The 13,093-nt window shown below is 63.9% G+C and carries 13 protein-coding genes; 8 read left to right on the forward strand and 5 right to left on the reverse strand.

The genetic code is table 11. The annotated features are described in order from the left end of the window. Positions 1–298: 298 nt before the first annotated feature. From V474_RS14475 to V474_RS14485, 3 genes are all read left to right on the forward strand, one after another. A complete protein-coding gene (locus V474_RS14475; protein ID WP_059152197.1) occupies positions 299–1,075 on the forward strand; it encodes a response regulator in 777 nt (258 codons plus the stop codon). Between the two features lie 101 nt (positions 1,076–1,176). Beyond that, positions 1,177–2,130, forward strand: coding sequence for an intradiol ring-cleavage dioxygenase (locus tag V474_RS14480; protein WP_059152198.1), 954 nt, complete (start codon positions 1,177–1,179; stop codon positions 2,128–2,130). A gap of 84 nt (positions 2,131–2,214) precedes the next feature. Then, complete coding sequence (locus V474_RS14485; RefSeq protein WP_059152199.1) at positions 2,215–5,370, forward strand: autotransporter outer membrane beta-barrel domain-containing protein; 3,156 nt, start codon at positions 2,215–2,217, stop codon at positions 5,368–5,370. An 85-nt stretch (positions 5,371–5,455) separates the two neighbouring features. On the opposite strand, the gene ahpF is transcribed toward V474_RS14485, so the two are convergent. From ahpF to V474_RS14500, 3 genes are all read right to left on the reverse strand, one after another. Beyond that, on the reverse strand, positions 5,456–7,057 hold the full coding sequence (ahpF, locus tag V474_RS14490) for an alkyl hydroperoxide reductase subunit F (protein WP_059152200.1): 1,602 nt from the start codon (positions 7,055–7,057) through the stop codon (positions 5,456–5,458). A gap of 141 nt (positions 7,058–7,198) precedes the next feature. Continuing rightward, positions 7,199–7,765: an alkyl hydroperoxide reductase subunit C gene (gene ahpC, locus V474_RS14495; protein WP_059152201.1), complete on the reverse strand. Its 567-nt coding sequence runs from the start codon at positions 7,763–7,765 to the stop codon at positions 7,199–7,201. A 282-nt stretch (positions 7,766–8,047) separates the two neighbouring features. Continuing rightward, complete coding sequence (locus V474_RS14500) at positions 8,048–8,518, reverse strand: YaiI/YqxD family protein (RefSeq protein WP_201786042.1); 471 nt, start codon at positions 8,516–8,518, stop codon at positions 8,048–8,050. A gap of 87 nt (positions 8,519–8,605) precedes the next feature. Between V474_RS14500 and V474_RS14505 the strand changes: the two genes are divergently transcribed. Then, positions 8,606–8,998: a barstar family protein gene (locus V474_RS14505; RefSeq protein ID WP_059152202.1), complete on the forward strand. Its 393-nt coding sequence runs from the start codon at positions 8,606–8,608 to the stop codon at positions 8,996–8,998. A 38-nt stretch (positions 8,999–9,036) separates the two neighbouring features. Here the strand turns inward: V474_RS14505 and aroC are convergent, their stop codons facing one another. Further along, positions 9,037–10,119: a chorismate synthase gene (gene aroC / locus V474_RS14510; RefSeq protein ID WP_059152203.1), complete on the reverse strand. Its 1,083-nt coding sequence runs from the start codon at positions 10,117–10,119 to the stop codon at positions 9,037–9,039. A gap of 207 nt (positions 10,120–10,326) precedes the next feature. Here aroC and V474_RS14515 point away from each other — a divergent pair, with 207 nt between their 5' ends. The 4 genes from V474_RS14515 to V474_RS14530 all read left to right on the forward strand — a co-directional run bounded on the left by V474_RS14515 (position 10,327) and on the right by V474_RS14530 (position 12,232). After that, on the forward strand, positions 10,327–10,647 hold the full coding sequence (locus V474_RS14515) for an antibiotic biosynthesis monooxygenase family protein (protein ID WP_059152204.1): 321 nt from the start codon (positions 10,327–10,329) through the stop codon (positions 10,645–10,647). Between the two features lie 134 nt (positions 10,648–10,781). Continuing rightward, positions 10,782–11,129: an arsenate reductase gene (locus V474_RS14520; protein WP_059152556.1), complete on the forward strand. Its 348-nt coding sequence runs from the start codon at positions 10,782–10,784 to the stop codon at positions 11,127–11,129. A 9-nt stretch (positions 11,130–11,138) separates the two neighbouring features. Next, the gene (pnuC, locus tag V474_RS14525) at positions 11,139–11,702 is read left to right on the forward strand and encodes a nicotinamide riboside transporter PnuC (RefSeq protein ID WP_059152205.1); all 564 of its coding nucleotides are present in this window, start codon (positions 11,139–11,141) and stop codon (positions 11,700–11,702) included. Next, entirely contained in the window at positions 11,699–12,232 is a 534-nt protein-coding gene (locus tag V474_RS14530) for an AAA family ATPase (protein ID WP_059152206.1), read from the forward strand. Before pnuC ends, V474_RS14530 begins: the two co-directional genes overlap by 4 nt. A 67-nt stretch (positions 12,233–12,299) precedes the next feature. Here V474_RS14530 and ubiG read toward each other — a convergent pair whose 3' ends face one another. After that, positions 12,300–13,049 (reverse strand): bifunctional 2-polyprenyl-6-hydroxyphenol methylase/3-demethylubiquinol 3-O-methyltransferase UbiG, encoded by a 750-nt coding sequence (gene ubiG / locus V474_RS14535; RefSeq protein WP_059152207.1) that lies wholly within the window; start codon positions 13,047–13,049, stop codon positions 12,300–12,302. Positions 13,050–13,093: the final 44 nt, after the last annotated feature.

Raw genomic sequence — 13,093 nt, forward strand, 5'->3', positions numbered from 1 at the left:
CAAAACCTGCTCGGACGACGATCCCGGCACCGCCGGGCATCCTGGCGGGGGTGCCCGGGACGGCGGCCGTTGACACGACTGGGTCCGCCTTCACGAGAATGGGCGCGGGGGGCGCTGGCAGGCTCGTGAAGCCGGCTGCCCGATACGTGTCGTGGCTGGCTCGACTGTCCATGACCAGTTTTCTGGGAGGCCCAGGTTGCCGCCGGATTTCACCGTTTTGCACGGACATTTCACCGGGTCTGCGGCCTGTGACGGCGGCTGAAATCCGCGCGGAACACATACTATCCATGACGGGCGAATGATCCTAGAACCACGCGTAATGGACCTTCAGACCCGCATTCTCATCGTCGATGACGACGAGGGCATCCGCTCGCTGATCGGCGAGTTTCTTGCCAAGCACGGCTACGAGACGGCAACGGCTGCCGACCCGCTGGAAATGCGCGCGATGTTGGCGGCAGAGAATTTCGATCTCATCGTGCTGGATGTGATGATGCCGCGTGAAGACGGGCTCACCGCACTTCGGGCCCTGGGCGCGGATGCGCCGCCGGTCATCATGCTTTCGGCCGTGGGCAGTGACGTGGACCGTATCGTCGGCCTTGAAATGGGCGCCGACGATTATCTGGCCAAGCCCTGCAATCCGCGCGAACTTCTGGCGCGCATCCGCACTGTGCTGCGCCGCCGTGCCGTGGCTCCGCCTGTGGCGGGTGCGGAAACGCCGCGCCCTCGCGCCGCCGAGATCGATTCGGGGGACTGCCTGAACTTCGCGGGATGGCGCATGGACCTTGGTCTGCGCCTGCTGTTCGATCCGACCAATGCGGTCATTTCGCTTTCGGACGGCGAGTTCCGCCTGCTTCGCGCCTTCGCCCAGCATCCGCGGCGGGTGCTGACCCGTGACCAGCTGCTGGACTGGTCGCGCGGCGAGGATTCGGACCATTACGACCGTGCCATCGACGTTCAGCTTTCGCGCCTGCGCCGAAAGTTGTCAGAAGGTGAGGGCGGCAGCGACATCATCCGTACAGTACGTAATGAAGGCTATCTCTTCGTGCCTGCCGTGGTCAACCCGGGCGAAAAGTAGCGCAAACGTGACGCAATTCTCCTGAAATCCGTCGGCAACTCCCGGCGCACAGTCCTTCGCGAGGCTCGGCCGGCAAAGGAGCCGGGCGCAAGGAGGACGAGATGGATAATCGGGAGCATGAAGCGCAAGGCGAACCGCGCCACGGGCATAGCCTTGCCGAAGATCTGGGCGCGATAGGACGCGAGATGGTCGCCCGGCGCCGGGCACTGGCTTTCCTGGCCGGCACGGGCGCCGCGGCCGTACTGACAGCCTGCGGCGGAGACGACAGCGGTTCTTCTTCGTTGGGGTCCGAAACAGCGACATCCTCATCCTCCAGTTCGACCTCGACCTCCGGTTCGTCCTCGTCAACCTCGACTTCGTCGTCGACTTCCGGCGGGACTTTGAACGCCTCATGCATTGCCGATCCCACCGAGACCAACGGGCCTTACCCTGCGGACGGCACCAATAGCGCCAGCGGCGCTACCTCGAACGTGCTGACCCAAAGCGGCATCGTGCGCCCCGACATCCGCTCCAGCTTCATCGGATCAACGACGACGGCGACCGGCGTTCCGTTAGAACTCAAGTTGCAACTGGTGGATGTCACCAATGGCTGCGCGGCAATTTCGGGCGCGGCAATCTACGTTTGGCACTGCGATGCCTATGGCCGCTACTCGCTCTATTCGAGCGGCGTGACGGCAGAAAGCTATCTGCGCGGCGTTCAGGTGACCGATGCCGAGGGGAAGGTGACCTTCACCACGATCTATCCCGCCTGCTATTCGGGCCGCTGGCCGCATGTCCACTTCGAGATTTTCACCGGAGGCCTGACTTCCGCCAGCACCGGACGCACCGCCGCGCTGATTTCGCAGCTGGCGATGCCGGCGGCTACCAACATCGCCGTTTTCACGGGCGATTCCACCTACACGGCCAGCATCGCGAACTACAACGCGATCTCGCTCTCGTCGGACAATGTCTTTGGCGACAATACCTCTGCGCAGCTGGCGCAGATGACACCCACGCTCAGCGGCAGCGTGTCGGCCGGATACGCAGGCAGCGCCCTGATCGGCATCGCTACCTGAGCCGGGCCATCTGACCTGAGCCTCAGGTCGCTGCGCATTTCATTCAGAATCTTCGCTACCAATCCTTCCGGGACGCAAAAAATCATGGCTTCGCTGCACACCACTTCCAGTCTGGGCGCGCTCGTGCTCGCTCTCGTTTCTGCCCCGGCGCTGGCCGATACTACCGTGTCGGGGGACACGGCCACCCCGCTCACGACGTCGAGTGCGGGCAATATCACGGTCAAGAGCGCCGGTTCCATCGCGCTGCCGAGTGGCAGCGGGATAACCGTGGACAGCAATTCGACCGCGGCGATGAACGGGACGATCGAGATGGGCGGCGCGAGCAATACCTCGGCCATCGCCATCGCTTCGGGCACTACTTCGACCGTAACCGTGGGCGACGATGCGACGATCTCCGTCTTGGAGGACTACGTTCCCGACGATGACGATGCCGACGGCATCGTCACCACCGATATCGCCTCGGCCAGCAAGCGCTACGGCATTTACTCCTCGGGCGATGCGGCAGGCACGATCCTCAACGACGGCGCCATAACGGTCGAGGGTCAGAACTCGGGCGGCATTGTGCTGGGCGGGAACTGGACCGGCAATGTCACCAATAGCGGCTCGATCAGCGTCATTGGTGACAATTCGGTGGGCCTCTCGACGCTGGGCGTGGACGGCAATGTTACCGTAAATGGCACCGTCTCGGTCGTGGGTTATGGTTCGAGCGCGGTGGCTGTGAATGGTGATCTCACCGGGGCGCTCACCATTCAGGGGACAGTGAGCAAGGGCTATTCCTACACCAACGACGATGGCGACACGGTGGTCCTGTCCCGCGCTGCGCTGCGCACCGGCACGGCGGCGGTCTCGGTCACCGGCAACGTCGCGGGCGGCATCTACATCGCCGCGCCGCCGGTCGACGACGATTCGGGCTCCGACGACATCGACGGGGACGGGGTGGACGACAGCGACGAGGGCTCCGGCGTCATCACCGTCTACGGCAATGGCGCAGCGCTGCAGATCGGCGGTACCAGCGACATCACGATCGGTTCGGTGGCCGCGAACGTGGGCACGTATTCGCTGGCGCTCGAAGGTTCGATTACCGCCAACTCCTATTACAGCAACACCGCGGCCTACGGCGTTGTCGTGGGCGGACAGGGCGGTAATGTGGCGCTGACTGGGGGCATCGGCATTTCCGGCACGCTATCGGCAATTTCCTACGATACTGCCGCCACCGCGCTGCTCATCAACGAGGGCAGCACGGTCAGCAGCCTCTACAATAGCGGTACCATCAGCGCCTCGCTCACCTCGGCCGGCGAGGGCACGACGGTGGGCATCCAGGACCTTTCCGGCAGCCTGACGTCGCTGGTCAACACCGGCTACATCAGCGCCAACGGCTCCACCACCGACAGCCGGACCGCGATCGACCTTTCGGCCAATACCACCGGCGTCACCATCACCCAGTACCTCAACGATGTCGACGCCCAGACCCGCGCCGAATATGTGGAGGACAACGACGAAGCGGACCCTACCGTCTACGCGCGTATCTACGGCGATATCCTGACGGGCTCGGGCAACGACACGATCGCCGCTTCGACCGGCCAGATCGTGGGCGACACCCGGTTTGGCGCGGGCGACGATACCCTGACACTGTCGGACGATGCCGCCTACGCCGGCGATGTATACTTCGGCGCCGGGGCCGGCACGGCCAGCCTTTCGGGCACCTCGACGTTCGCGGGCACGATGGACTTCGCGGGCGAGGCGGGCACCGTGACTATCAACGATACGGCGACCTATTCCGGGCAATTCACCAATTCGGGCAACGTGGCGGTCACCGTGAATGGCGGAACGCTGATCCCGGACGAGGCGGTGACGGTCAACTTCGGCAGCCTCCATGTTGCCTCGGCCGGCACCATCGGCGTTTACGTCGACGGCGCGGAAAGCTCGACCATCGTCGCGGACAATGCGGTGCTGGAAGACGGCGCCAGCGTCGTTGCGACGGTGAACAGCCTGGCCACGGCCGAGGGCACTTACACGGTCCTGTCGTCGGACAACCTCACAATCGACGGCGCGCTCAATGCATCGGTCGATACGCCGTTCCTTTACACCGGCAGCGTCAGCAGCGACGACAGCAACGTCTACCTTACGCTGGATCGCAAGACGACCGGCGAACTGGGCCTGACAAAATCACAGGCAGCCGGCTGGGACGCGATCTATCGCGCCGCGCAGAATGACGACTCCATCACCGAGAGCCTGCTGCAAGTCGAGGATTCGGCGACCCTGCGCACCCAGACCGCCTCGCTCCTGCCCGACCATGCCGGCGGCGTGTTCAAGGCGGCGACCATGGGCGACCGTCTGGCCGCGCGGCACATCAGCGATGAGACCTCGATGTTCGAGATATCGGATGTGGGCGGCTGGCTTGAGCCGGTTTACTGGCGCGCCAGCAAGGAGGCAACCGGCACCGCCAGCTACAAGGCCAGCGGCTGGGGCCTCTCGGCGGGCTTCGAACGGCACACGGATCTGGGTTACTTTGGCCTCTCCTATGCCTGGCTCAAGTCCAATGTGAAGGACAATGGTGGCACCGGCGACCTCGATATCGGTCAGCACGATTTCGGCGCGTTCTGGCGCACCGCCAAGGGCCCGCTGATGGCCTGGGCGCGTGTGGGTGCCTCGCGCATCTCGATCGATTCGACCCGGACCTACACCGGCACTATCGACGATACCGACTTCACCTATGACGCGGATGGTAGCTGGAAGGGATGGCTGTTCTCCGGCCTGCTGGGCGCCTCATACAAGTTCGACATGTCGCGCCGCTTCAGCCTCAAGCCGAAGGTGGAACTGGAGCAGATGTGGCTGAAGGAAAGCGGCTACGATGAAACCGCCGACAGCGATGCTATCGCCCTTTCGGTGGCCAGCCGTACCAGCCGGGCTTTAACCGCAACCCCCACGGTCACCGCCGCCTATTCGCTCGGCGCGATCTCGCCTGACTGGCGTCCGCTGACCTTGTCGGTCGAGGCGGGCCGCCGCGAAGTACTTTCCGGCAAGCTAGGGACGACCACCGCCTACTTCAACGGCGGCGAAAGCTATGACGCGGGCGAGGCGTTCTCGATCGCGGGGGACAGCCTCAAGGGTGCCTGGGTGGGAGAGGCGAGCGTGCTGGCGGGCGGTTTCGACTTCACCTGGAAAATCGCGGCACGGATGGAAAAGACCAGCACCAGCAGCGATAAGTCACTGCGCGCATCGCTGAGCGTGGCTTTCTGACCTGATTCCTTCCCTGCCGGGGAAGAAACGAAACGGGCGGAGATCTTTCGATCCCCGCCCGCCTCTCGTTGCACTGTAAAAACCCTCAGGCGGCCTGCTGGGCAGCCTGTGCGATTTCCTCGGGCGCCTCGTTGCGGATCAGGTAGTCGAACGCGGACAGTGCCGCCTTCGAACCTTCGCCCATGGCGATGATGATCTGCTTGTACGGCACTGTGGTCACGTCGCCTGCCGCGAAGATGCCGGGCAGGTTGGTGGCGGCCTTCTCGTCGATGACGATCTCGCCGCGCGGCGTCAGTTCCACGCCGCTGTCCTTCAGCCACTCGGTATTTGGCACCAGACCGATCTGGACGAACACGCCTTCCAGTTCGACCTTGTGCTGGGCGCCCGTTTCGCGGTTCTTGTAGACCAGCGCGTTGACCTTCTCGCCGTCGCCTTCGACCTCGGTGGTCTGGGCGGAGGTGAAGATGTCGACGTTCTTCATCGAGGCCAGCTTGTCGACAAGAACCTGGTCGGCGCGCAGCTTGGCATCGAATTCGATCAGCGTGACATGGCCGACGATGTTGGCCAGATCGATCGCCGCTTCCACGCCGGAGTTGCCGCCGCCGATCACCGCCACGCGCTTGCCCTTGAACAGCGGGCCGTCGCAGTGCGGGCAATAGGCCACGCCCTTGTTCTTGTACTGCTCCTCGCCGGGAACACCCAGGTTGCGCCAGCGCGCACCGGTGGTCAGTACCAGGCTGCGGGCTTTCAGCGAAGCGCCGTTGGCGAACACCACTTCGTGATAGCCGCCCAGCTCGGTTGCCGGGATCAGCTTCTCGGCGCGCTGGAGGTTCATCACGTCGATGTCGTATTCAGCGACGTGGGCTTCCAGAGCCGCAGCCAGCTTGGGGCCTTCGGTGTAGGGGACCGAGATGAAATTCTCGATGCCCATGGTGTCTTGCACCTGCCCGCCGAAGCGTTCTGCGGCGATGCCGGTCGAAAAGCCCTTGCGCGCTGTGTAGACCGATGCGGCAGCACCTGCGGGACCACCGCCGACGATCAGAACCTCGAAAGGCTTCTTCTCGGCCAGCTTCGCAGCAGCCTTGGCGTCGGCGCCGGTGTCGAGCTTGGTAAGGATTTCCTCAACGCTCATCTTGCCCGAACCCCACATCTTGCCGTTCAGGAAGACGGCGGGGACGGCCATTACGCCGCGCTCCTCGACTTCGGCCTGGAATGTCCCGCCTTCGATCAGCGTCGCATTGACGTGCGGGTTGTTGAGCGAGATCAACGTCAGCGCCTGCACAACGTCGGGGCAGTTGTGGCACGAGAGCGAGAAATACATCTCGAAATCGGTGCTGCCTTCCAGCAGACGGATCTGTTCCAGAACCTCGTTGGAAACCTTGGGCGGATGGCCGCCGGTCCACAGCAGGGCAAGGACCAGCGAGGTGAATTCATGGCCGAGCGGCAGGCCGGCGAAGCGCACCCAGGCACTTGCGTCGGAGGCGCGGCGAATGATGAAGCTGGGACGGCGCGCATCATCGCCGTCGAAAGTGGCGGTGACCTTGTCCGAAAGCGAGGCGATGGTGGTCAGCAGCTCGCGCGTTTCGGTGGACTTTGCATCGTCGCCCAGCGAGGCGACAAGCTCGATCGGCTCGCGCAGCATGGCGAGGTATTGCGAGAGCTGTTGCTTCAGGGCGGGGTCGAGCATGGTCTTGGGTCCTTTGGAATTTCGTTGATGAAGGGGGCGGCCCGGGGTCCGGGTTCCGCGGAGCGCACAGGGGTGCGGCGCCGGGGGAGGGGACCCCGGGCCGCACACCTTCAGCACGCGACCCGGTAAGTCGCGGTAGTGTTAGATCTTGCCGACGAGGTCGAGCGAAGGAGCCAGCGTCTCGCCGCCTTCTTCCCACTTGGCCGGGCAGACTTGGCCGGGGTGCTCACGCCAGTACTTGGCGGCCTTGATCTTGCGGACGAGTTCCTTGGCATTGCGGCCCACGCCCTCGGGGGTGATTTCGACCAGCTGGATCACGCCGTCCGGATCGACCACGAAGGTCGCGCGGTCAGCAAGACCAGCTTCTTCACGCAGTACGCCGAAGTTGTTGGTCAGCTTGTGATTCTGGTCGCCCAGGAATGCGTAGGTGAGCTTGCCGATGGTCTCCGACGTGTCGTGCCATGCCTTGTGGCTGAAGTGCGTGTCGGTCGAAACGCCGAACACTTCGACGCCCAGGCCCTGAAGGGTTGCGTACTGCTCGCCAAGGTCTTCCAGTTCGGTGGGGCACACGAAGGTGAAGTCTGCCGGGTAGAAGAAGAACACGGCCCACTTGCCGGCGATGTCTGCTTCGGTGACGTCGAAGAAGTCCTTGCCCTGCTGGAAAGCAGTGTTCTTGAACGGCTTGATGGTGCTGCCGACGATACCCATGGATGTATTCTCCCTCGTTGGGTGGTTGAAACTGATGAGTGTGAGATAGGCCGGGATCGTGACGATTTGTAGTGCCATGATCCGATTGGCCTTATCGGGTGAGGCGATCAGTGGGCGATGGATTGTGCAGGTCTGTCGATGAGACGTGGGGTTGGGCGGTTTTGCCTGCGGGGGTTTCGACAAGCTCAGCCTGAGCGGGTTGCAAGGTGGTCTGCCTGACCGCATGTTCCCACCCAATTCGATCCCGCTCCGGCTGAGCTTGTCGAAGCCCCCGCTGCGCGCTCAGGCCTTCCCCGTCCGCAGCAATCGCACCAGCACTTCGTCCAGACTGGAGAGAAATCGCGACTTGTCCTGCTTCGAGAACGGCGGCGGCCCACCCACGATATCGCCGCCTGCGCGCAGGTCGGCCATGATCGCGCGGGTGGCGATGGCGCCGCCGATCGAGGAGGCGGTGAACGGCTTGCCATTGGGCGCCACCACGCTGGCGCCCAGCTTCAGGCAGCGGTCCGCGAGCAGGATGTCGGCGGTGATGATGACGTGTCCCGCGCCGTGCGAGGCTTCCAGCGTCTCGACGATCCAGTCGTCGGCGGCATCGAAGGCGTCGCTGACCACCTTGCGCGATATCAGCGTGCTTTGCGGCACCCGGATCGGGCTGTTGCTGACCACCACGACGGGAACCTTGTGCCGAGCGGCGACCTTGTAGGTCTCGTCCTTGACCGGGCAGGCGTCGGCGTCGATCAAAATGCGGATCATGGGGTCTCACGTGAGGAAGGGAGGTCTGCGCCTCCCATACACAGCATTGCGGCGGGCGCACAGGACAGATGCGGAGGCAAGCCGGCGATGGCCAGGAGTTTCACGATAGAGGGGCAGAACATTCACGGCATCGCGTCCTTCTATGACGAGATCAACCGGGTGTTCATGGCGGATGAGGACTGGAACCTAGGCCCCAGCCTCGATGCCTTGGACGATATGCTTTACGGCGGATACGGCGCGCTGGTGGGCGCGGGGCCGGTCCTGCTGATCTGGCGGCAGATGGAAAAGAACCGTCACGATCTGGGCCGCGAGGCAACGATGGCCCATTACCGCGACAAGCTGGAAGATCCCGGACGGTTCAATACCGATCGCATCCAGCGCGACATTGCGGCCCTGCTGGATGAAACCGGGCCGAGCTATTTCGACATAGTCCTGCAGATCATCGCCGACCATCCCGGCATAGAGCTGCGCCCGGTCTAGAGGCCGCGTTGCGATATCAGTCCTTGGCCGCACGGGCCTTAGCCGCACTGGCCCCGGTGGAGGAGTTTATGGTCGGCCAGCACCAGCGCCATCATCGCCTCCACCACGGGCACGCCGCGAATGCCGACGCAGGGGTCGTGGCGGCCCTTGGTGAACATCTCGGTCGCTTCGCCGCTGCGCGTGATCGTCTGCTGCGGGGTCAGGATCGAACTGGTCGGTTTGAAGGCAACGCGGCAGGTCACCGGCTGGCCGGTCGAGATGCCGCCGGCGATGCCGCCTGCGTGATTCGCCAGGAATTCCGGTGCGCCATCTGGTCCGGTTTCCCGGCTTGGCCGCATCGGGTCGGCGTTCTGCTCCCCCGACAGGCGCGCAGCGGCAAAGCCATCGCCGATCTCGAAGCCCTTGACCGCGTTGATGCCCATCATCGCGGCGGCAAGGTCTGCATCCAGCTTGCCGTAAAGTGGCGCTCCCCAGCCTGCCGGCACGCCGCTGGCATAACATTCCACCACCGCGCCCACGGACGAGCCGGATTTCCGCGCATCGTCGACGATCGCTTCCCAGCGCTTCGCCGCTGCCGGATCGGGGCAGAAGAACGGGTTCTCGGTGATCTCGTGCTCATCGAAATTGCCCGGATCGATCATGTCGCCCCCGATCTCGGAGACGTAGGCGAGGATCTTGACCTCGGGGATCACCAGCCTCGCCACCGCGCCTGCGGCCACCCGGCTCGCGGTTTCGCGCGCCGAGGAGCGCCCGCCGCCGCGATAGTCGCGGAATCCGTACTTGGCGTCGTAGGCATAGTCGGCATGGCCGGGGCGATACGCCTGCGCGACCTCGGAATAATCCTTGGAACGCTGATCGACGTTTTCGATCATCAGGCTGATCGGCGTGCCGGTGGTGCGGCCCTCGAACACGCCCGAGAGGATGCGCACCGCATCGGGTTCCTGCCGCTGGGTGGTGTACTTCGATTGCCCCGGACGGCGCGCGTCGAGGAAGGGCTGGATCACACTCTCGTCGATGGCGAGACCCGGCGGGCACCCGTCGACGACCGCGCCGATGGCGGGCCCGTGACTTTCGCCCCAGGTGGTGAAACGGAAAAGGCGGCCGAAGCTGTTCACGCTCATGGCCTTGCGCCTTGTCGTCAATTGCGGGGTTTGTCCAGTGGAGCGCTGCCGGACCATCTCTGAAACGTGCCTGGTGAACACATTGCAGGAGGAAGATCAGCGTTGCTCTCGCTATGGATGTAACCGTTCCCAGTAAGGGGCACTTTGCGCTCGAATTGAACGTATTACCCTCTTGTCGGCGGCCTCGGCTGTTCCCAAAGAAGAACGATGTTCTTGGTCGTTTTCCGCAATCACAAGCGCGCAGATATCGATGCCGACGCTTACATCAACGACGCTGTCGCCATGGAGGCGCTGGCCGAGCAGCAGCCCGGCTTCCTGCTGTTCAGGAGCTACACTGCCGACGATGGCGAAGTACTGTCAATGTCGGAGTGGGAGGACGAGGCCTACGCTATGGCATGGGCCCACAATGCGGAGCACATGATCGTCCAACGGCGCGGCCGCGACGAGTATTATGAGCGGTATACCCTTTATGCCTGCCCCTCACCGCGCGTGCACCGCTTCGCAATGGCTGAGGTGCAGCGCGCCTGAGTTCGGGCGAAAGGTTACCCGTTCTTCATTATACCCAACCGCGCTTCCTTGGTGTATCGCCGTGCCAGATCATGCAGGCGCTTCGTGAAATGTACCTGCAAACCAGCACGATACGCGAAGAGGCACGCCACGTCATGTCGATCGAATTTTACGGCATTCCCAACTGCGACACCGTCAAGAAAGCGCGTACCTGGCTTGACGCAAAGGGCATCGCCTTCACCTTTCACGACTACAAGAAGGAAGGCGCGGACCCTGAAAAGCTGGCGGCATGGATCGATGCGGCCGGTCTGGACAAAGTGCTGAACCGAGCCGGTACAACCTTCCGCAAACTGCCCGATGCCGACAAGGCAAACCTTGATCCCGCAAAGGCGGCCGCGCTGATGGCTGCCAATCCCAGCACGATCAAGCGGCCCATCGTTATCCATCCCGACGGGATTCTCGTCGGCTTCAAAGAGCCGGAGTGGGCTGCGGCGTTCGGCTGAGCGAAAGCGATGAACCCGGTCGAATGGATCGCCGCCGCGCTTGGCCTCGTGAATATCGCGCTGCTGGTGCGGCGCAGCATGTGGAACTATCCGTTCGGCATGGCGATGGTGGCGCTTTACGCTTTCGTCTTTTTCGAGGCGCGGCTCTACGGCGAATCGGGCCTGCAGTTGTTCTTCTTCGCCGCGCAGGCCTGGGGCTGGGTTCTATGGGTCCGGGCGGGCAGCGGCGATAGCCAGGTGCCGGTGCGCTGGCTGGGCAATTTCAGTCGTGTTGTCTGGCTCACCGCCACGGCAGCGCTGGCGCTGAATCTGGGCTGGGTCATGCACCGCTTCACCGATGCATCGCTGCCATATGCGGACGCGGCGATCGCCGGCGGCAGCATCGCCGCGCAGATCCTGCTGGCGTTCCGCCGAATTGAGAACTGGGTTCTGTGGATCGCGATCGATATCGCCTCCATCGCGGTCTACGTGACCAAAGGACTGTGGCCCACTGCTGGTCTATACGTAGTGTTCCTCGGGATGTCGGCCCTGGGGTTGCGTGAATGGATCGCCGCGCACAGGAAGCAGCCATGACGCCCGAATCCTCCACCAAGACGGTCTGCTTCCACGGCGCGGAAAGTACCGGCAAGTCTGTGCTGTGCGAGCGCTTGCTGGTAACGCGCGGCTGGCCTTACGTACCCGAATATGGCCGCCTCTACTGCGAGGAGCATGGAATCGATCTGACAATGGCGGACCTGCTGGTCATTGCTCAGGGCCAGGCGCGGATGAACCGCCATGCTCTGGAAGCCGCGCCGCCGGTGCTGCTGCACGACACCGACCAGCTGATGACCGCCGCCTGGGCCCAGATGCTGTTCGCCGAAGTGCCCGAGCAGCTGCTCGCCTATCCGAAGGCGGACCTTTACCTGCTGTTCGAGCCTGACGTGCCCTGGCGTGAAGACGGCACCCGTTTCTTCGGCGAGGATGACACGCGCGCGCGCTTCGCCGCGCTGGCGGAGGACATGCTGGTGCGCACCGGGGTCCCCTACACACGCATCTCCGGTTCTTGGGAGGAGCGCGTGTCGTTGGCTACGCAGGCGATCGAAGAACTGGCTGCGGCGGGCTAAGAGACCGTTTGAGAATGGGCTGGTGCCGCATTCAAAATGCGCTCTTCTGCGCATTTTCAAACGGTCGCTAAGCCAGCCGCGCCGTCACGATGTAGTTGAGCGACAGGTCTTCCGACAAGTGAAGCCCCTTGAGCGGGGACCATGCGATGCCGCGCGGTTCGTCCAGCACCAGACCCGCGCCCTGCGCCAGTTCGCGCAGTTCGTCGGGCGTGGGAAACTGGCTCCAGTCATGAGTGCCGCGCGGGACCTTGCCGAGTCGCTCAGCCGCCTCGACCAGAAGCAGGCGCGAGGGGATGGTGCGATTGGGGCAGGAGAGGATCATCAGCCCGTCCGGCGCGAGGGCCGAGGCGAGCTGGCTCAGGAACAGCGCCTTGTCGGTGACGTGCTCGATCACTTCCAGCGAGCAGACGAGGTCGAAGCCGGTCAGCCCCAGCGAGCCGAGTTCCCCGGCGCGGTAGTCGATGGCGAGGCCCATGGTGCCGGCATGGGCGCTGGCGGCGGCGATGTTTTCAGGCGCGGCGTCGACGCCGGTGACGGCCGCGCCCATGCGGGCCAGCGGCTCGCAAAGCAGGCCCGCGCCGCAGCCGGCATCGAGGGCCCGCTTGCCAGATAGTGGGCGAACATTGCGCGAATCGCCTCCGAAATGTGTATCGATCGCTTCGCGCATGAAGGCCAGTCGCACCGGGTTCAGGCGGTGCAGCATGGCCGAGGAACCCCTGGGGTCCCACCACTCGGCCGCCAGCTTGCCGAAGTGCGCGGCCTCCTTGGGATCGATTGTTGCGCGCGGGCTGGTGCTCGTTGCAGTTGCATTGTCCATGAGTCCCTCCTAACAGCGCGCCCGACTGTTATCCACATCGTCCG

Source organism: Novosphingobium barchaimii LL02 (assembly GCF_001046635.1).
Classification (GTDB): domain Bacteria; phylum Pseudomonadota; class Alphaproteobacteria; order Sphingomonadales; family Sphingomonadaceae; genus Novosphingobium; species Novosphingobium barchaimii.

Bases quoted from the DNA above. Each gene is read 5' to 3' on its own strand.
- V474_RS14475 (WP_059152197.1), top strand. From the start codon at position 299: ATGATCCTAGAACCACGCGTAATGGACCTTCAGACCCGCATTCTCATC.
- ahpC (WP_059152201.1), bottom strand. From the start codon at position 7,765: ATGGGTATCGTCGGCAGCACCATCAAGCCGTTCAAGAACACTGCTTTC.
- V474_RS14480 (WP_059152198.1), top strand. From the start codon at position 1,177: ATGGATAATCGGGAGCATGAAGCGCAAGGCGAACCGCGCCACGGGCAT.
- aroC (WP_059152203.1), bottom strand. From the start codon at position 10,119: ATGAGCGTGAACAGCTTCGGCCGCCTTTTCCGTTTCACCACCTGGGGC.
- V474_RS14515 (WP_059152204.1), top strand. From the start codon at position 10,327: ATGTTCTTGGTCGTTTTCCGCAATCACAAGCGCGCAGATATCGATGCC.
- pnuC (WP_059152205.1), top strand. From the start codon at position 11,139: ATGAACCCGGTCGAATGGATCGCCGCCGCGCTTGGCCTCGTGAATATC.
- ubiG (WP_059152207.1), bottom strand. From the start codon at position 13,049: ATGGACAATGCAACTGCAACGAGCACCAGCCCGCGCGCAACAATCGAT.
- V474_RS14505 (WP_059152202.1), top strand. From the start codon at position 8,606: ATGGCCAGGAGTTTCACGATAGAGGGGCAGAACATTCACGGCATCGCG.
- V474_RS14485 (WP_059152199.1), top strand. From the start codon at position 2,215: ATGGCTTCGCTGCACACCACTTCCAGTCTGGGCGCGCTCGTGCTCGCT.
- ahpF (WP_059152200.1), bottom strand. From the start codon at position 7,057: ATGCTCGACCCCGCCCTGAAGCAACAGCTCTCGCAATACCTCGCCATG.
- V474_RS14530 (WP_059152206.1), top strand. From the start codon at position 11,699: ATGACGCCCGAATCCTCCACCAAGACGGTCTGCTTCCACGGCGCGGAA.
- V474_RS14520 (WP_059152556.1), top strand. From the start codon at position 10,782: ATGTCGATCGAATTTTACGGCATTCCCAACTGCGACACCGTCAAGAAA.
- V474_RS14500 (WP_201786042.1), bottom strand. From the start codon at position 8,518: ATGATCCGCATTTTGATCGACGCCGACGCCTGCCCGGTCAAGGACGAG.